The organism is Lentzea kentuckyensis (assembly GCF_002150765.1).
GTDB classification, from domain to species: Bacteria; Actinomycetota; Actinomycetes; order Mycobacteriales; family Pseudonocardiaceae; genus Lentzea; species Lentzea kentuckyensis.
Map to the genome: position 1 here is coordinate 57,093 of NZ_MUYM01000018.1, position 18,057 is coordinate 75,149.

At 68.5% G+C, this 18,057-nt stretch carries 12 protein-coding genes; 6 read left to right on the forward strand and 6 right to left on the reverse strand.

What is annotated here, in order from left to right; all coding sequences use genetic code 11:
* Positions 1-54 precede the first annotated feature (54 nt).
* The 4 genes from B0F77_RS12010 to B0F77_RS12025 form a co-directional block, all read right to left on the reverse strand.
* On the reverse strand, positions 55-3,792 hold the full coding sequence (locus B0F77_RS12010; protein WP_086662932.1) for a Pls/PosA family non-ribosomal peptide synthetase: 3,738 nt from the start codon (positions 3,790-3,792) through the stop codon (positions 55-57).
* A 99-nt stretch (positions 3,793-3,891) separates the two neighbouring features.
* Positions 3,892-5,502 (reverse strand): DUF4153 domain-containing protein, encoded by a 1,611-nt coding sequence (locus tag B0F77_RS12015; RefSeq protein ID WP_086662933.1) that lies wholly within the window; start codon positions 5,500-5,502, stop codon positions 3,892-3,894.
* Between the two features lie 591 nt (positions 5,503-6,093).
* A complete protein-coding gene (locus B0F77_RS12020) occupies positions 6,094-7,065 on the reverse strand; it encodes a HAMP domain-containing sensor histidine kinase (protein WP_086662965.1) in 972 nt (323 codons plus the stop codon).
* Positions 7,066-7,088: 23 nt separating this feature from the next.
* Positions 7,089-7,763: a response regulator transcription factor gene (locus tag B0F77_RS12025; RefSeq protein ID WP_086662934.1), complete on the reverse strand. Its 675-nt coding sequence runs from the start codon at positions 7,761-7,763 to the stop codon at positions 7,089-7,091.
* A 112-nt stretch (positions 7,764-7,875) separates the two neighbouring features.
* On the opposite strand from B0F77_RS12025, the gene recD2 reads away from it, so the two are divergent.
* A complete protein-coding gene (recD2, locus tag B0F77_RS12030; protein ID WP_086662935.1) occupies positions 7,876-10,056 on the forward strand; it encodes an SF1B family DNA helicase RecD2 in 2,181 nt (726 codons plus the stop codon).
* Here the strand turns inward: recD2 and B0F77_RS12035 are convergent.
* A complete protein-coding gene (locus B0F77_RS12035; RefSeq protein WP_086662936.1) occupies positions 10,031-10,795 on the reverse strand; it encodes an alpha/beta fold hydrolase in 765 nt (254 codons plus the stop codon). The two genes, recD2 and B0F77_RS12035, sit on opposite strands and share 26 nt — an antisense overlap.
* Before the next feature lie 318 nt (positions 10,796-11,113).
* Between B0F77_RS12035 and B0F77_RS12040 the strand changes: the two genes are divergently transcribed.
* The 4 genes from B0F77_RS12040 (at position 11,114) to B0F77_RS12055 (ending at position 15,727) form a co-directional block, all read left to right on the forward strand.
* Positions 11,114-12,391: a M14 family zinc carboxypeptidase gene (locus B0F77_RS12040; protein ID WP_086662966.1), complete on the forward strand. Its 1,278-nt coding sequence runs from the start codon at positions 11,114-11,116 to the stop codon at positions 12,389-12,391.
* A gap of 16 nt (positions 12,392-12,407) precedes the next feature.
* Positions 12,408-13,487, forward strand: a complete 1,080-nt coding sequence (locus B0F77_RS12045) for a serine hydrolase domain-containing protein (RefSeq protein WP_245847984.1) — start codon at positions 12,408-12,410, stop codon at positions 13,485-13,487.
* An 81-nt stretch (positions 13,488-13,568) separates the two neighbouring features.
* Complete coding sequence (locus B0F77_RS12050) at positions 13,569-14,660, forward strand: serine hydrolase domain-containing protein (protein WP_086662938.1); 1,092 nt, start codon at positions 13,569-13,571, stop codon at positions 14,658-14,660.
* 2 nt (positions 14,661-14,662) lie between these two features.
* Positions 14,663-15,727, forward strand: coding sequence for a serine hydrolase domain-containing protein (locus B0F77_RS12055; protein WP_086662939.1), 1,065 nt, complete (start codon positions 14,663-14,665; stop codon positions 15,725-15,727).
* Between the two features lie 50 nt (positions 15,728-15,777).
* Here the strand turns inward: B0F77_RS12055 and B0F77_RS12060 are convergent, their stop codons facing one another.
* Complete coding sequence (locus B0F77_RS12060; RefSeq protein ID WP_086662940.1) at positions 15,778-17,394, reverse strand: glycosyl hydrolase family 18 protein; 1,617 nt, start codon at positions 17,392-17,394, stop codon at positions 15,778-15,780.
* Between the two features lie 236 nt (positions 17,395-17,630).
* On the opposite strand from B0F77_RS12060, the gene B0F77_RS50840 reads away from it, so the two are divergent.
* On the forward strand, positions 17,631-17,906 hold the full coding sequence (locus B0F77_RS50840; RefSeq protein ID WP_086662941.1) for a Scr1 family TA system antitoxin-like transcriptional regulator: 276 nt from the start codon (positions 17,631-17,633) through the stop codon (positions 17,904-17,906).
* The last annotated feature ends 151 nt before the right edge of the window (positions 17,907-18,057 follow it).

Below are 18,057 nucleotides of genomic sequence, written 5' to 3' on the forward strand. Positions count from 1 at the left end.
GTGCGGAGTGCGGCTTGTAGTCAAGCTCTAGTGCGTAGTGATGTACGGAGAAGCTCATGTCCACGCGGAGATCGGGTTGCCCAGCCAACGGGTTCCCGACGGTACATCCTCTCCGCGCATCACCAGCGACGCGGGTCCGATGGTCGTGTTCGAGCCGACGGACGTGCCCGGCAGGACGATGCCGTGCGGGCCCAAAGTGGCGCCGGCACCCAAGGACACCCGGTCCATGCGCAGGATGCGGTCGTGGAACAGGTGCGTCTGCACGACGCAGCCGCGGTTCACCGACGCGCCGGCGCCCAGCGTCACCAGGTCGGCCTCTGGCAGCCAGTACGAGTCGCACCACACGCCACGGCCGACGGACGCGCCCAGCGAGCGCAGCCACAGGTTCATGATCGGCGTGCCGCCGGAGAAGCCGACCAGCCACGGCACCGCGAGCACCTCGACGAACGTGTCCGCCAGCTCGTTGCGCCACACGAACGCCGACCACAGCGGGTACTCACGGACGCGGAACCGGCCCACGAGCGCCCACTTGGCGATCACGGCCACCAGGCAGGCGGCGACACCGGCGCCCAGCAGCACCACGCCGGACGACCACGGGCCGAACTCGCGAAGAGCGAACAGCACGAGCACGACCAGAGCGACGTTCAGCATCACCGGGACGAACCGGCACAGCTCGACGAGCGCCCGCGCCCACATCAGGTGAGCAGGCGGGTCGAACGTGCGCGACTGGTCGGACACCTCGGCCGCGCGCGGCAGCTTCATCGGCGGCATGCCCAGGTACGACGAACCGGCCTTGGCGCGCTTCGGAGCCGCCGACAGCACGCCGACGAGCCCGCCCTTGGGCACGTTGCGGCCCGGCGCGGTCATGCCCGAGTTGCCCAGGAACGCCCGCTTGCCCACGCGGGCGGTCGCGATGCGCAGCCAGCCGCCGCCGAGTTCGTAGGTCGCGACCATCGTGTCGTCGGCCAGGAACGCGCCGTCGCCCACGCGGGTCATCTTCGGCAGCGCGACCACGGTGGACGCCTCGACGTGGCGGCCGACCTTCATGCCGAGCAGGCGCAGCCACACCGGCGTGAACAGCGAGGCGTACAGCGGGAACAGGGCCGAGCGCGCGTTGTTCATCAACCGCTCGGTCGTCCACGCCGCCCACGCGCCCCGGCTGTGCACGGGGTAGTGGCCCTCGCGCATGCCGATGCCCAGCAGCCGCACGGAAACCAGGACCAGCAGTGCGTAGGTGCCGAACCAGATCGCCGAAGCGGCCGGCACGTCCCACAGCGCCGACGTGAGCGTCACCGGGCGGCGCAGCACGTACAGCAGCGCCGGAGCCGCCGCCAGTAACGGCAGCGCGCCCAGCAGGCCGGACGAGACGCCGTACATGAGGTTCCAGAAGTACGAGCGCGGAGGCCGGCGCGACGGGAACGAGCGCGCCGCCTTGCCCTCGCGGATCGCGGGCACACCGGCCCACCGCTGACCGGTCGGCACGGAACCGACGACACCCGAACCGGGCGCCACCTCGGCCCGCTTGCCGACCCGCGCACCGGGGAACAGCGTGCTGCGCGCACCCACGGTCGCACCAGCCCCGATCCGGATGCGGCCCAGCACCAGCCGGTCGCCGTCCAGCCACCAGCCGGACAGGTCGACCTCGGGCTCGACGGCCGCACCCCGGCCGACCTTCAGCATGCCGGTGACGGGCGGCAACGAGTGCAGGTCGACACCCGTGCCGATCTTCGCGCCCAACGCCCGCGCGTAGTGCGTCACCCAGGAGCCGGAGAGCTCGGTGGCGCGCGACATCTGCGCCAGCATCTCGGCGGTCCACAGTCGCAAGTGGACAGAACCGCCGCGCGGGTACTCGCCGGGCTTCACGCCGCGCAGCAACAGGCGTGCGCCACCGGCGGAGATCGCGAGACGACCGGCGGGGCTGATGAACACCGCCCACCCGGCGACGACCCACCACCAGGAAACGGAAGTCCAGCCCAGCACGTTCGACAGAGCGGTCAGCGCGACGACCCACCGCGCACCGGAAACGGTCAGCAGCGGGATCATCAGCAGGGTCTGCAGCACACCGGTCAGCCGCGGCGTCGGGGCGACCTCGCGCACCTCGGCGGTGGAGCCGTACGACTCCAGGCGCCGCGCCAGCTTGTACAGCGTCGGGTTCTGGTAGATGTCCGAGACGGACGTGCTCGGGTACCGCGTGCGCACCATCGAGACGAGCTGTGCGGCGCCCAGCGAGCTGCCGCCGGACGCGAAGAAGTTCGCGTCCTCGGAAGCCGGTCCGGAACCGAGCACCGCGGCCCACTGCTCCGCGAGCCAGCCCTCGACACCCGAGAACACCACGCCCGCGGTGTCCATCGACTCCAGCGGCCACGGCAGGGCGGCGCGGTCGACCTTGCCGGACGTGCGCGTCGGCAGCGTGTCGATCACAGCGATCAACGGCACCAGCGCGGCGGGCAGTTCGGCGCGCAGCTGCTCGACCGCCGCTTCCTGGTCGAACTCACCGTCGACCACCACGTAACCGACGAGGATCTGGTTGCCGCCCCGCGTCGTGCGCACGGCGGCGGCCGCACCGGCGACACCGGGCAACGCCGCGAGCGCCGCGTCGACCTCGCCCAGCTCGATGCGCCGGCCGCCGAGCTTGATCTGCTCGTCCGCGCGGCCGAGGAACACCAGGCCCTCCGGCTCGGCGCGGACCATGTCACCGCTGCGGTACGCGCGGTCCCAGCCCATCGAGGGCAGCGGCGCGTACTTCTCGGCGTCCTTCGCCTCGTCCAGGTAGCGCGCCAGGCCGACGCCGCCGATCACCAGTTCGCCGGACTCGCCCATCGGCACGACCTCGCCCGCCGCGTCCACGACGACGAGTTCCCAGCCGTCCAACGGCAAACCGATGCGCACGGGACCGGAACCGGTCATCTGCGCGGCACAGGCGACAACGGTCGCTTCCGTTGGCCCGTAAGTGTTCCAGACCTCACGGCCCTCGACCGCCAGGCGCTCGGCCAGCTCGGGCGGGCAGGCCTCGCCGCCGAAGATGAGCAGCCGCACGTCGTCCAGCGCCTCGACCGGCCACAGCGCGGCGAGCGTCGGCACCGTGGAGACGACGGTGATCTCCTGCTCGACCAGCCACGGGCCGAGGTCCATGCCGGTGCGCACCAACGAACGCGGCGCGGGCACCAGACAGGCGCCGTACCGCCACGCGAGCCACATCTCCTCGCAGGACGCGTCGAACGCGACGGAAAGCCCGGCCAGCACGCGGTCTTCCGGGCCGATCGGCTCGTCCCGCAGGAAGAGCCGTGCCTCGGCGTCCACGAACGCGGCGGCGTTGCGGTGCGTGACCGCGACACCCTTGGGCTTACCGGTCGAACCGGACGTGAAGATGATCCACGCGTCGTTGTCGAGACCGGGTTCGCCCGGCATCCCGAGCGGAGTGCCCTGCAGCGCAACGGATCGGCCTTCGCCGAGCACCGCACTCACCTGTGCCTCACCGAAAACGAGCTCGGCGCGCTCGGCCGGGTCCTCGAAGTCGACGGGCACGTAGGCCGCGCCCGCCGCGAGGGTCGCCAGGATCGAGACGTAGAGGTCGACGGTCCCGGACGGCACGCGAATGCCGACCCGGTCGCCGACCCCGACACCGTCGGCGGCGAGCTTTTCCTTCAGTTCCAGTACTTCTGTGATCAGTGCGCGGTACGTCAGCGCGGTGGTGCCGTCGTCGACGGCCAGCGCGTTCGGGTGCTGGTCGGCACTCGCGCGCAGGATGTCCAGGAGTGTGCGCGGGTTGGGCGCCTCGCCTGCCGTGAACATCGATCGAAGGACAACGGGTTCAGCCGCAATCGTCACGACAGCGTCACTTCTCACCCTCTCGGCAACTGGTGGACCAGCCACTTTACCGCGAGTTGACGACTACCTCTCACCCGAGTAAGACGACTCACAGGTGGGGCCAGTCACCGCAACACCTTCGAGTGACCTCTTTGCGTTGTGCCGCGCCAGGTTCCAGTCGCGCCAGTCCTGCTCGACGTTGCGGTTCTTCACCCACCGCAAGGCACACGTGCGTTCCTGCTCGGGCAGCCTGACGAGCGCGGGCACCGCGTCCTCCGACAACTGCGACAGGTAGCCGGTGTCGATCTTCTTCGTGGCCTCGAACCGCGACACGTTGTAGTCGGCAACCACCCGTTCGGGGTTCATCACCATCACGGTGAGGAGGAACGCGGCGCCGGTCCCGACGATCGCCTTCGGCAACCAGTTGGCACGCAACGTGATTCCGCCCGCGATCACCATGAGGTACACCACCGCGAGCCAGATCTCGCACGACGAGACGAGAAGCCGCAGCACCGTCCACCCGTACGCCTGCTGGTAGAACCACATGCGGCTCAACGCACTCGCCACGATCACCAGCGTCAGCACCGCCAGCGAGCCGAGCAGAACGCGCAACCACAACTGTTCCCGCGCCGTTTTCTTCACCGCGAAGTGCGCGACACCGGCGATTACCCCGAGCGTGAGAATGGCGACCCAGAGCAGCTGCCAGAACCCGGACCGCGCGTACTCGGCGAACGTGACACCCGCCGTCTTCATCACGTAGGCCTCACCACCGAACAGAACCGCGAGCTGCGTCCCCACGAACCCGGCGAACAGCAACACGAGCACACCGACGGGCAGCCCGTAGTCCTTGAGCCGCAACGTGCCCGGCGCGGCCTTCGCGTCCTCCCTGATGTCCGGCGGCGCCGCCACGAGGTAGCACGCCCCCAACGCCCCGGCCGCCGCGATGACCCCGAAGAACGTCATCCGCACGTAGACGCCGACCTCGAGATCCGGCACCAGCGCTTCCAGGAAGTCGCTGAACCCCTTGTCCGCCCCGGCCAGCAGCGACCCGAACACCAGCAGCAACACCAGCGCCACGCCGATCGAGACGAACGGCCGGACGCCGATCGGCCCGCGCTTGCTGAACCCCTTGGCGACCCACGGAATCGACCGCAACCCGCCCAGCGCCACCCCCACCGCGCCGAACACGAGCCCCCGGACCGTCTTCCCGCCCGCCATGGCGATCGACCCGCACAGCATCGACGCCATGATGCTCAGCGGGAAGATCCACTCGGCCGCCCGCAGGAAGCCCATCGCGAGGAACGCGAGCGCGCCCGCCAGCCAGAGCGCCCGCTCGACCGTCGGCTTGCCCGCGTAGAACAGCACGCCGCCGACGCCGCACAACCCGGCCAGGAACCAGCCGATGCCGTTGTTGGGCACGGCGAGGAACGCCCCGCCCAGGCCCGCGACGAGACCGGCCGCCATCGCCTTGTTGGGCGCGCCGGTCGTGGGCGGCTTCCACCAGGGCATGAACGGCAGCCCTGGCTGCGACATGACCACCGCCGGAGCGGGGTACTGGGGCGACCTCTGCCACGGGGAGGGCGGGGGCAGGGTGGCGGTGACCACCGGTGCGGGCTTGGGCTCCTCAGCCGGCTTCTCGCCGGCCACCTGGTCAGGCTTCTTGTCGGCCACCTGGTCAGGCTTCTTGTCGGCCACCTCGGCAGGCTTCTTGTCGGCGCTCTCAGCGGGGCCGTCTGCAGCGGGCCGATCTTGTCGGACCTTCTGAGTAGGTTGAGTTGTAGGGGTTCCCAGCTCAGGGGTACCCCTGCGCGAGCCTGCCCCGACAGCCTCCGCAGCCCCAGCGGCGCCCGCAACCGCCCCGGCGGCGTCCTCAGCGCCCGCAGCCTTGGCGGCGTCCGCAACCGCTCCACCGGCGTCCTCAGCCTCGGCGGCGCCCTCCGCAGTTCCAGCGGCGCCCGCAATCACCCCGGCGGCGTCCTCAGCGCCCGCAGCGGCCACCTCGGCAGGCCTCTCGGCCTCCGCAGCGTCCTCGGTAGCCGGCGAACCCCCAGGCCCCGCCGGCTCCCCGCCCCCGGAAACAGGCCGATATCCGACCTTCCGGAAGTTCCGATACCGCCGCCGCGCAGCGGCATCCCCCGACGGCGACTCCGCGGAGTCAGGCGATTTCGTCGAGTCAGAGTCAGCGTCAGAGTCAGTCATGTCTCTCTCCCAAGCCCGAAAAGGGCGCGCTTCACCATCGCACCAGCACGAACCGGTGCGAAGTACCTGAAAGTCAGCGAGGCAAAGTCAGCGAGGCAGGGTCACCCGGATGCACGACCCGGGGTCCACCACGGCGATCGTCCCGCCGTGCAGGTCCACCACCCACCGGGCGATGGCGAGGCCAAGCCCGGTCCCGCCACCGCCCGCCCTCTCCCCGCGGGTGAACCTCTCGAAGATCCGGGACCGGTCGGCCAGGGCGATCCCCGGCCCCTCGTCCCGCACCTCCAGCACCACCGTAGAACCGAACGCGTACCCGGACACGGACACCAACCCCCCGGTGGGTCCGTGCCGCGCGGCGTTGTCCACCAGGTTCACCAGCACCTGGTGCAGCCGCTCCCCGTCGGCCAGCACCTGCAGATCCCCGGCCACGTCGATCGAGAACGACGCCGCGGGAGCGGCCACCGCCGCCTCCGCCACCACGTCGGCGACCAGCGACGAGACCGACAACGTCTCCCGGTTCAGCGACAGCACCCCGGCGTCGATCTTCGACAGGTCCAGCAGCTCGGTGACCAGCCGCCCCAACCGCTCCGTCTGCGCCAGAGCGGTCTTCATGGTCGCCGCGTCGGCGACCGCGACGCCGTCGACCACGTTCTCCAGCACGGCCTGCAAAGCCGAGATCGGCGTCCGCAGCTCGTGCGACACGTTCGCGATCAGCTCTCGTCGTTGCTGGTCAGCGGCGGCGAGGTCGGCCGCCATCACCGTGAACGCCTCCGCCAGCTGGCCGACCTCGTCCGAGGACGTCGCCCGGACCGACCGCGAGTAGTCCCCGGACGCCATCGACCGAGCCGCGGACGTCATCTCCCGCAACGGCGAGGTCATGCCGTGCGCGAGCAACTGCGAGGTCAGCAGTCCCAGCACCAGAGCGATCAGAGTCGTCCGCGGCGGCAACCACCCCGTCACGTAACGGAAGTAGGCGAACGACACACATCCCGACACCACGATGACGATCCCGAGCTTGAGCTTGATCGACCGCACCGAGTCCAACGGCCGCGGCAACATGTCCAACCAGCCCAACAGAGTCTTCACCGGGGCACCTCAAGTGCGTACCCCACGCCGTGCACGGTCCGGATCAGATCCGCGCCGAGCTTGCGCCGCAACGCCTTCACGTGGCTGTCGACCGTCCGCGACGAAGCCCCGTCGTGCCACCCGCACGCCTCCGCCAGCAGCCGTTCCCGCGCCTGCACGGCGGACGGCCGCTCGGCCAGGAACAGCAGCAGGTCGTACTCGGTGGGCGTCAGGTGGGCCTCCACGCCCGACCGCGACACCCGCCGGGCGGCCAGGTCGATCTGCAGGTCCCCGAGTTCCAAAGACCGTGACGAGACGGCCCGCGACACCCGGCGCAGCAGAACGTGCACCCGCGCGGCCAGCTCCCGCATCGAGAACGGCTTGGTCAGGTAGTCGTCCGCCCCCACGGCGAGCCCGACCAGCAGGTCGGTCTCGTCCCCCCGCGCGGTCAGCATCAGCACCGGCACCGACCGCGACGCCTGGATCCGCCGGCACACCTCGAGCCCGTCGAACCCCGGCAGCATCACGTCCAGAACCACCAGGTCAGGCAGGAACGACGCCGCCTGGGCGACCCCGGACGGCCCGTCATGAGCCACCGACACCACGAACCCCTCGGCCCGCAGCCGTGCGGCCACGGACTCGGCGATCGTGATGTCGTCCTCCACGACGAGCACCCGGCGCTGACCTGTCATGGCGGCGACTTTATGGGCATGTCGTGGAGGACGCCGGGACAAGTTGTGAAGATCGTGTGCAGAACTATGTGGTTTGACTCCGAACGGATATCGCCCCTGTAAGTTTCCAGTCATGAACGTCCTCGAAGCGGTCCTGGAAAGGATCACCTACGCCAACGAGGACAACGGCTACACCGTCGCCAAGGTCGACACCGGCCGCGGTGACCTCGTCACGGTCGTCGGCGCGTTGCTCGGCGCGCAGCCCGGCGAGTCGATCCGGATGCGCGGCACCTGGGGCTCGCACCCGCAGTACGGCAAGCAGTTCCACGTCGACGACTACACGACGATCCTGCCCGCGACGATCCAGGGCATCCGCCGCTACCTCGGGTCCGGCCTGATCAAGGGCATCGGCCCGGTGCTCGCGGACAAGATCGTCACGCACTTCGGCGTCGACGCGCTGGACGTCATCGAGCACACGCCCGAACGCCTCATCGAGGTCCCGAAGCTCGGCCCCAAGCGCACCAAGCTCATCGCGGACGCCTGGGAGGAGCAGAAGGCCATCAAGGAGGTCATGGTCTTCCTGCAGGGCGTCGGCGTGTCCACGTCGCTGGCCGTCCGGGTCTACAAGCAGTACGGGGACAAGGCCATCGAGGTCGTCCGGGAAGAGCCGTACCGGCTGGCGAGCGACGTCTGGGGGATCGGCTTCAAGACCGCCGACGTGATCGCGAAGGCCGTCGGCATCCCGCACGACAGCCCGCAACGCGTCAAGGCCGGCCTGCAGTTCACGTTGTCCGAGGCCACCACCGACGGCAACTGCTACCTGCCGGAACAGGCTCTCATCGCGGACGCCATCAAGATCCTCCAGGTCGACACCGGCCTGGTCATCGACTGCCTCGCCGAGCTCGTCGACGAGGAGGGCGTGGTCCGCGAGGAACTCCCGGACGACGAGATCGCCATCTACCTGATCCCGTTCCACCGCGCCGAGATCTCGATGGCCGCGCAGCTCAAACGCCTCCTGCACAGCGAGCACGACCGCATGCCGAGCTTCCGGGACGTCAACTGGGACAAGGCCTTCGCCTGGCTCGGCACCGACCTCGAAGAACACCAGGCAGCCGCCGTCAAGCTCGCGCTGACGCAGAAGGTCGCGGTGCTCACCGGCGGGCCGGGCTGCGGCAAGAGCTTCACCGTCCGCTCGATCGTCCGGCTGGCCCAGGCCAAAAAAGCCAAGATCGTGCTCGCCGCGCCGACCGGCCGGGCCGCCAAGCGCCTCACCGAGCTGACCGGCCACGAGGCCCGCACGGTCCACCGGCTCCTCGAACTGAAGCCCGGCGGCGACGCGGCGTACGACCGCGATCACCCGCTCGACGCCGACCTGGTCGTCGTGGACGAGGCCTCGATGCTGGACCTGTTGCTGGCCAACAAACTCGTGAAGGCGGTCCCGCCCGGCGCCCACCTGTTGCTCGTCGGCGACGTCGACCAGCTGCCGTCCGTCGGCGCGGGCGAGGTGCTCAGAGACGTTCTCGCGCAGGGAAGCCCGATCCCGAACGTCCGCCTCACGCACATCTTCCGGCAGGCCCAGGAGTCCGGCGTCGTCACGAACGCCCACCGCATCAACAGCGGCGATTATCCGCTGGTACAAGGACTTCCGGACTTCTTCCTGTTCAGCACGGACGAAGCGGAGGAAGCGGCGACGATGACCGTCGACGTCGTGGCGAACCGCATCCCGCGCAAGTTCCGGCTCGACCCGCGCAAGGACATCCAGGTCCTCGCGCCGATGCACCGCGGCCCGGCGGGCGCCGGCGCGCTCAACACCGTGCTCCAGGAGGCCCTGACGCCGTCACGCGACAACCTGCCGGAGAAACGGTTCGGCGGCAGGGTGTTCAAGCTCGGCGACAAGGTCACCCAGATCCGCAACAACTACGACAAGGGCAAGAACGGCGTCTTCAACGGCACCCTGGGCGTGGTCATCGCGTTGGACCCGGTCGAGCAGAAGCTGACGATCCGCACCGACGAGGACGAAGAGGTCGACTACGAGTTCTCGGAACTGGACGAGCTGAGCCACGCCTACGCCATGACCATCCACCGGTCACAGGGCAGCGAGTACCCGTGCGTGGTCATCCCGATCACGACCAGCGCGTGGATGATGCTGCAGCGCAACCTGCTCTACACCGCCGTCACCCGCGCGAAGAAGCTCGTCGTTCTGGTGGGTAGCAAACGAGCTATCGGCCAGGCCGTCAGAACGGTGGGGGCGGGTCGCCGCCACACCGCGCTGGCCCACCGCCTCCGGACTACACCGAGGTCAGATAGTCCGTGATCAAGCGTGCCCACGGCACCGCGGACTCCAGCGCGATCGCGTGCCCACACGCGAGGTCGGTGTACTTGGACCCCGGGATGAGGTCCGCGACCTGCTTGCCCAGTTCGTGCGACAGCAGCTGGTCACCGGACGCGCCGATCACCAGCGTCGGCTGCGAGACCCGCGGCAACAACTCGGTCAGGTCGATCCTCAGGATCAGGTCGACGTGCGCGGGCGTTCCGGCCGGCACGCTCGCGCCGATCAGTTCGGCGAACCCCTCCGCCTGCGCCGGAGTGAGCTTCGCCAGGTACTCCTTGCTGCACATCACCGAGAGGATGAACCGCGACAGCACCGCGCGGGACCCGTCCAGCAACGACTTCCACTGGGTGATCTTCGCCCGAGTCGCCGCGTCGGCCTTCGTGAACGGCGTGCTCAGCACCAGTCCGCGCACCCGTTCGGGGTGCCGCACGGCGATGGTGACGGCGACCGCGGAGCCCATCGAGTAGCCGGAGACGAAGAACGACTCGTGCCCGGCCTGGACCGCGATGTCCACGAGGTCGTCCGCGAGCCGGTCCAGGTCGAGCGGGCCCGCGGCCTTCGGCGAGCCGCCCGAACCCGGCAGGTCCGGTGCGATGACGGTGAAGCGCTGGGTGAGGGTCCCCAGGATCGGGCCGTAGTTGGCCTGCACGCTGCCGCCCGCGCCGTGCACGAGCAGCAGGGCCGGGCCGGTGCCCTTGACGACGGTGGACAGGCCGGTCATGGGAAACCCCCGAGGTTTCGTCAGTCCATGCTGCGAACGATGGTCGGCTCGAGCCCCTCGTCGTCGTCCGTGAGAGAACCGCGCCAGGGGAAGTGGGAGATCTCAGCGACAGTGTCCTTGTAGAGATGGTCCATGGCTTGCGCTCCCCGTTCTCTTCCCGAGACTCAGAATAGCTGGTGCGATTCTGGGGGAAAGGCTAATGATTTTCGTCACAACGCGCCAAGGGGCCGCATTCCCGATCCCAAGCACCGGACGGTAATCATCCGGTCGGTCGAACGGACTGGCGTGACTGCGCCGGACGGCCGATCATCGTTGATCATGCGAACCGCCGTCGCCCTGGTTGCCTGTCTGGCTCTGCTGCTGAGCCCCTCACCAGCGCCGGCGGAGGGCCCGCAACCGACATATGTGCTGCGTGTGGCCGCACCAACGGGTGATTCCGCGCAACGGCTGCTCGCGCTCGGCTACGACGTCCTGGAGCAGCGCGACGGCGCCGACCTGTTCGTGCTGGGCGATCCGCACACCGCCGACAAGCTGCGTTCCGACGGTTTCGGGTCCTCTGTCGAGACGGCGATGCCTCCGTCTCAATGGGCGCCGCGCTCTCTCGCGGACACGACTTACTACGGCGGCTATCGCACCATTACCGCCCATCTCACCCATCTCGACGAAGTCGCCCAAAGCCATCCCGATCTCGCGACGGTCGTCGACTACGGCGACTCCTGGCGCAAGACCCAGGGCAGTGGCGGACACGACCTGAAAGCCATCTGCATCACGCGGAAAAGCCCAGGTGACTGCGCATTGACGCCCACCGCGCCGAAACCGCGCCTGTTCGTGATGGGCCAGCTCCACGCCCGTGAAATCACCACCGGCGACATGGCGTGGCGATTCGTCGACGACCTGGTCGGCTCCGACCTCACCGCGCTGCTCGGCGAGATCGAGGTCTGGGTGGTCCCGATCGCCAACCCCGACGGCGTCGAGATCGTCGAGTCCGGCGGCGACACCCCCGTCCTGCACCGCAAGAACGCCAACGGCACCTGCGGCTCCGGCCCGCGCGGCGTCGACCTCAACCGCAACGCCGGCTCGCACTGGGGCGAGGTCGGCACGTCCACCAACAAGTGCAGCGACATCTACCGCGGCCCGCGCGCCGACTCCGAGGTCGAGACCCAGGCCCTGGAGTCGTTGTGGCGCAAGCTCTACCGCGACACCCGCGCACCCGGCGACACGGCGGCGGCCAGCACGGACACCACCGGCGCCGTGATCTCCATGCACAGCTACGGAGACTATGTGCTCTTCCCGTGGGGCTGGAGCACCCAGAAGACCGGCAACGACGCCGCGCTGCGTAAGATGGCGCAGGACATGGCCTCGCTGTCGGGCCTCCGCGCCGGCCAGCCCGGTGAGCTGCTCTACAACGCTTCCGGCGCCACGGACGACTGGGTGTACGAGGACCTGGGCGTGCCCAGCTTCGTGTGGGAGATCGGCGCTTCGTCCGGCACGTGCGGCGGCTTCCTGCCGCCGTTCTCGTGCCAGCAGGACGTGCATTGGCCGAAAGTGCGTTCCATGCTCGTTTCGGCCATGAAAGCGGCGCACAAGCCCTACTGACGGCATGTTGGATGTCATGGGGACACGCTTACTGGCCACTGTTGCCGCCTTCAGCCTGCTGTTCACCGGCACCGCGGTCGCCGACGACCAGCAGATCGACCGCAAGATCGTCCAGCAGGCCCTGGACCAGATCACCAGCACGGCAGCTCAGGGCGCGCAGCTTCGCGTCACGGAAGGCCGCGACACGTTCACCGCCCGGTCCGGCACCGCAGAACTGGGCGGCAACCGCCCGGTTCCGCTGGACGGCCGGTTCCGCGCGGGCAGCATCACCAAGTCCTTCACCGCGACGGTCGTGCTCCAGCTCGCCGGCGAGGGGAAGGTCGAGCTGGACGCACCGGTGAACCGTTACCTGCCGGGCCTGGTCGACGCCCGGATCACCGTCCGCCAACTGCTGCAGCACACCAGCGGCCTGTACAACTACACCAACGCCATCGGGTTCAGCCCGCAGGAGTTCGAACCGATCCGGTTCAAGCAGTGGACGCCCGCCGAGCTCATCGCGATCTCGACGAGCAGGCCGCTGCAGTCCGATCCCGGCACCAAGTGGGAGTACAACAACACCGGGTTCGTCATCCTCGGCCAGCTGATCGAGAAGATCACCAAGCAGCCCTACGAGCGCACGGTCCAGCAGCGCGTCCTGAGGCCGTTGCACCTCAACGACACCATGCTGCCCGGCAACAACCCGAACATCCACGGCCCGCACGCCCACTCGTACGGCGTGGTGAACGGCGAGCCGACCGACACCACCCGCTGGAACCCGTCGGTCTTCTGGGCCGTGGGCGACATCGTCACGACGACCAAGGACCTCGACACGTTCTACGCGGCACTGCTCAGCGGCAAGCTCCTGAAGCCCGCGCAGCAGACCGAACTGATGAAGACCACCCCGGTCAGCCCGGAGTACGGGCTCGGCCTGTTCATCCAGAAAGCGCCGTGCGGCACCACGATCATCGGCCACACCGGCAGCGTTCCCGGCTTCGGCAGCTACGCGTTCTTCACCCCGGACCTGCAGCGCCGGGCGGAGCTGTCCGCCTCCGCGGGCGTCGGCACGGGCGATCCGTCACCGGGCTACTTCGGGCTCCTCAACGAGATCTTCTGCTGAACGGACCAAGGGCAACCCCTAGGGCATCAGTCAGCCTCAAGGAGGATGCGGCGGATCCCGTGCCTCGCCAGGGTGGGAGGCATGGGGATTCGATTGGTAGCCACCGTTACCGCAGCCAGTCTGCTGGCCCTGACCACCGCGGGCGTCGCGACGGCAGACGACCAGAGCGTCGACCGCAAGGTCGTCCAGCAGGCGTTGGACCAGATCACGCAAAGCGGGGGAGCGCTTGGCGTGCAGGCCCGAGTCACGGACGGACGGCAGCGTTTCACCGCCCGGTCCGGCAAGGCAGAGCTGAACAGCGACCAGCCGGTGCCGCTCGACGGCAGATTCCGAGTCGGCAGCATCACCAAGACGTTCGTGTCGACGGTGACGCTGCAGCTCGCGGGCGAGGGCAAGGTCGACCTGGACGCGCCGGTCGTCCGCTACCTGCCCGGCCTGATCGACGGCCGCATCACCGTTCGCCAGGTCCTGCAGCACACCAGCGGCCTCTACAACTACACCGACGCGTTGCCGCTGAACCCGGACGAGTTCGAGCAGATCCGCTACAAGCACTGGTCACCGCAGGAGCTCCTCGCGCTGTCCACGAGCAAGCCGCTGGACTTCGACCCCGGCACCAAGTGGAGTTACTCCAACACCAACTACGTCGTCGCGGGCCTGCTGGTGGAGAAGCTGACCGGCAGGCCGTTCGAGAAGGCGGTCGAGCAGCGGATCCTGAGGCCGTTGCACCTCGACGACACCGAGTTGCCCGGCGACAACCCGAACATCAGGGGCCCGCACGCGCACGGCTACTGGACGGTGAACGGCAAGCCGTCCGACATCACCCGGCTCAACCCGTCGGTCGCCTGGGCCGCCGGTGAGATGATCTCGACGACCCGCGACCTGGACACGTTCGTCACGGCGCTGGCCGCGGGCAAGCTGCTCAAGCCCGCGCAGCAGCAGGAGATCAGCAAGACCACCGCGGTCAGCCCGGACTACGGCCTCGGCCTGTCGGTCGAGACGCTGCCGTGCGGCACCAAGGTGTGGGGCCACGGCGGCGGCATCCCCGGCTACTCGTCGCAGCTGCTCACCACGCCGGACACCAAGAAGCGGCTCGAACTCAGCGCCACCAGCGCGCCGGTCGCCGGCAACCCCGGTGACGCCTTCGTCAAGCTGCTCACCGAGGTCTTCTGCTGACCATGAAACTGGTAGCCGCACTCACCGCGGCCGCCCTGCTCTCGACCGCCGGTGTCGCCTCCGCGGCACCGGCGGTTCGGCAGGAGGCCGTGCAACAGATCATCGACGAGCTCACGAGAACCGGTGGCGCACTGGGCATCCAGGCCCGGATCGACGGACATGACACCGTTCGCTCGGGCATCGCCGAGTACGGGTCGCGCAAACCCGTGCCGCACAACGGAACCTTCCGCATCGCCAGTGTCACCAAGACGTTCGTGTCGACGGTCGTGCTGCAGCTCGTCGGTGAGGGAAGACTTGGCCTGGACGAGCCGGTCTCGCGTCACCTGCCGGGCCTGGTCGACGACCGCATCACCGTTCGCCAGCTGCTGCAGCACACCAGCGGCCTCTTCGACCACACGGAAGCTCTGCCGCTCGACCCGGCCGGTTTCCCGTCCATCCGCTTCAGGACGTGGGAGCCGCGCGAGCTGGTCGCGATCTCCACGAGCCGTCCGCTCGGCTTCCCGCCCGGCACGCGCCACAGCTACTCCAACACGGGCTACGTCGTGCTGGGCCTGCTGATCGAGAAGGTCACCGGCAGGCCGTACCAGCAGGCGGTCGAGCAGCGGGTCCTGAAGCCGTTGCGGCTCAAGGACACCGTGCTGCCGCGCAACTCCGTGGACGTTCCGGGCCCGCACGCGCACGGCTACTACCCCGACGCGAACGGCAAACCCGTGGACGTCACGCGCCTCAACCCGTCGTGGGGATGGGCCGCCGGCGAGATGATCTCAACGACCCGCGACCTCGACACGTTCCTGCGGGCGTTGCTCACCGGGAAACTGCTGAAACCCGCGCAGCAACAGGAACTCACCCGCACCACGGAGGTGAGCCCGGACTACGGCCTGGGCATCTCCGTCACGAAGTTGCCTTGTGGCACCACGGTTTACGGCCACGACGGCTCGATCCACGGCTACGGGTCGTTGATGCTCGGCACGTCCGGCAAGCGCCTGGAGCTCTCGGTCACGGAGGCCGCGAACGGCGGCGAACCCGGCGACGGCTACCTCAGGCTGGTGGAGAAGGTCTTCTGCTGAACGCAAAAGGGGAGCTGGGTTGACCAGCTCCCCTCCCGGCGTTGTGAGGACTACCCCAGGGCGTTCCTCATCGCTGTGATCAGTTCACCGTTCGCGGTGTCACCGGTGAGCTCCCAGAAGAACGCACCGCCGAGGCCCTGGCCACGTGCCCAGGAGATCTTGCTGGCGATGGTCTGCGGGGTGTCGTAGCTCCACCACTGGCCGTTGCAGAACGCGTAGGCGGTACCGGCGACCGTGCCCGTCGCGGGACACTTGGTCTTCAGCACCTTGTAGTCCTCGATGCCCTGCTCGAACGTGCCCGGAGCCGGACCGGTCGCCGTGCCGCCAGGCGCCGCCTGCGTCACGCCCTGCCAGCCACGGCCGTAGAAGCCGATGCCGAGCAACAGCTTGGACGCCGGAACGCCCTTCGACCGCAGCTTCGAGATCGCGGCCTCGGCGTTGAAGCCGGCGGTCGGGATGCCGCTGTACGACGTCAGCGGGGAGTGCGGAGCCGTCGGGCCCTGCGCCGCCCACGCACCGAAGTAGTCGTACGTCATGACGTTGTACCAGTCGATGTACTGCGCCGCGGGACCGTAGTCAGCGGCGTCGATCTTGCCGCCGGCCGAGCCGTCGGCCGTGATCGCCGAGGTCACGAGGTAGTTCGAACCGAAGCGGTTGCGCAGCGCCTGCATCAGCTTCGCGTACGCCGCCGGACCGCTCGTGTCGCAGGAGAGACCACAGGCGTTCGGGTACTCCCAGTCGATGTCGATGCCGTCGAACAGGTTCGCCCAGCGCGGGTCCTCGAGCAGGCTGTAGCAGGAGTTCGCGAACCCGACCGGGTCCGCCGCGGCCGCACCGAAGCCACCGGACCAGGTCCAGCCGCCGAACGAGTACAGCACCTTGAGGTGCGGGTACTTCTTCTTCAGCTTGAGCAGCTGGTTGAAGTTGCCGCGCACCGGCGCGTCCCACGTGTCCGCGACGCCGTCGACGCTCTCCGCCGCCGTCATGGCCTTCTCGATGGCCGGGTAGGACTCACCGATGGTGCACTTGCCGCCGGAGACGTTGCCGAACGCGTAGTTGATGTGCGTGAGCTTGCCGGCGGAACCCGAGGTGTCGATGTTCTTCACCTGGTAGTTGCGCGCCGGGTAGACGCCCCACTCCGCGAAGTAGCCCAGGTTGATCTTGCCGGGAGGCGGCGGCGGGCCAGTCGTGGTCGTGGTCGTCGTGGTGGTGGTCGTAGTAGTGGTAGACGTCGTGGTGGTGGTCGTCGGGTTCGTCCCGCCGGCCTCACACGACCCACCGTTGAGCTTGCAGTTGGTCGGCGCACCGAACGTGCCGGTGTACGCGCCGTTGAAGCCAAAACTCGCCGAACCACCAACGGCGATGCTGCCGTTCCAGGTGTTCTTGACCGTGACGGTCTGACCGCTCGTGGTGTACGAACCGTCCCACAGCGACGTCACGCGGTGGTTGGCCGGCAGGGTGAACTCGACAGTCCACGACGTCAGGGCCGTCGTGCTGTTGTTCGTGATCGTGTACTTGCCCTCGAAGCCCGTTCCCCAGTCCGAACCTTTGGAGAACGTGGCGGACACGCCACCGGCACCGCTGGCAGCGGGCACGACGACGATACCGAGGACCATCGCGGACACGGCCGCGATGAGAGCAGCTAGATGCCATCGGAACTTGGACATCGGTCTCCTCAGTCGCAGGGGGTTACCCGAACGATGTGGTTTAGACCACTCGAAGGTCAAGGTCTAGACCTCTGCCGTCACTCGAACGGAGCAGTCCGAAAACGGTTCCAAGACGCTGGTTGTCCAGTTTCGGTCTACTTGGTTAACCATTGGAGGGGTTCCGAGACGACAGCCCTTCGGGTTGAGTTTTCGCGCGGTGACTGCACAAAGAGGACGGTCGGCCCTAACTTCGTTCCATGCCAAAGCGTTTCTCCACGGCGCGCGGCGTGAGTTCGGGCGCTCACGCGGGGGTGGCGGGAAGCTTCGAGCTGATGAGGTTCGACAGGGTCGAACCGGTTGTCTTTCTGGAGAGCAACAACTCCAACCTCGTCGTCGAGCACAAGGACGCTGTCAGCGACCAAGCTTGCCTCCTGACCCACTCCGCCATGCTCGCGCAGGGGTCCCCCTCCAGGGCAAGGCCCCGGCAAAGTCGTTTCTGCTGGTGGGTGTCTGCAAGTACTACCAACTCTTGATCAAATCGCCGCCAACTACACCCAACGTGTTCGTCAGTTGCCGAACATGACTGAGCCGGGCGCTGGGATCGACGAGGCCAGTTGGTAGTAGCAAAGTGCTTGTTGATGTTGGGTTGGTGGTACTTGCACACGCCATTGGCTCGTGGTCCGC

Coding starts and splice junctions, on each gene's coding strand:
- B0F77_RS12050 (WP_086662938.1), top strand. CDS start 13,569: ATGGGGATTCGATTGGTAGCCACCGTTACCGCAGCCAGTCTGCTGGCC.
- B0F77_RS12025 (WP_086662934.1), bottom strand. CDS start 7,763: ATGACAGGTCAGCGCCGGGTGCTCGTCGTGGAGGACGACATCACGATC.
- recD2 (WP_086662935.1), top strand. CDS start 7,876: ATGAACGTCCTCGAAGCGGTCCTGGAAAGGATCACCTACGCCAACGAG.
- B0F77_RS12055 (WP_086662939.1), top strand. CDS start 14,663: ATGAAACTGGTAGCCGCACTCACCGCGGCCGCCCTGCTCTCGACCGCC.
- B0F77_RS12040 (WP_086662966.1), top strand. CDS start 11,114: ATGCGAACCGCCGTCGCCCTGGTTGCCTGTCTGGCTCTGCTGCTGAGC.
- B0F77_RS12010 (WP_086662932.1), bottom strand. CDS start 3,792: ATGTTCACGGCAGGCGAGGCGCCCAACCCGCGCACACTCCTGGACATC.
- B0F77_RS12020 (WP_086662965.1), bottom strand. CDS start 7,065: ATGTTGCCGCGGCCGTTGGACTCGGTGCGGTCGATCAAGCTCAAGCTC.
- B0F77_RS50840 (WP_086662941.1), top strand. CDS start 17,631: ATGCCAAAGCGTTTCTCCACGGCGCGCGGCGTGAGTTCGGGCGCTCAC.
- B0F77_RS12060 (WP_086662940.1), bottom strand. CDS start 17,394: ATGTCCAAGTTCCGATGGCATCTAGCTGCTCTCATCGCGGCCGTGTCC.
- B0F77_RS12045 (WP_245847984.1), top strand. CDS start 12,408: ATGGGGACACGCTTACTGGCCACTGTTGCCGCCTTCAGCCTGCTGTTC.
- B0F77_RS12035 (WP_086662936.1), bottom strand. CDS start 10,795: ATGACCGGCCTGTCCACCGTCGTCAAGGGCACCGGCCCGGCCCTGCTG.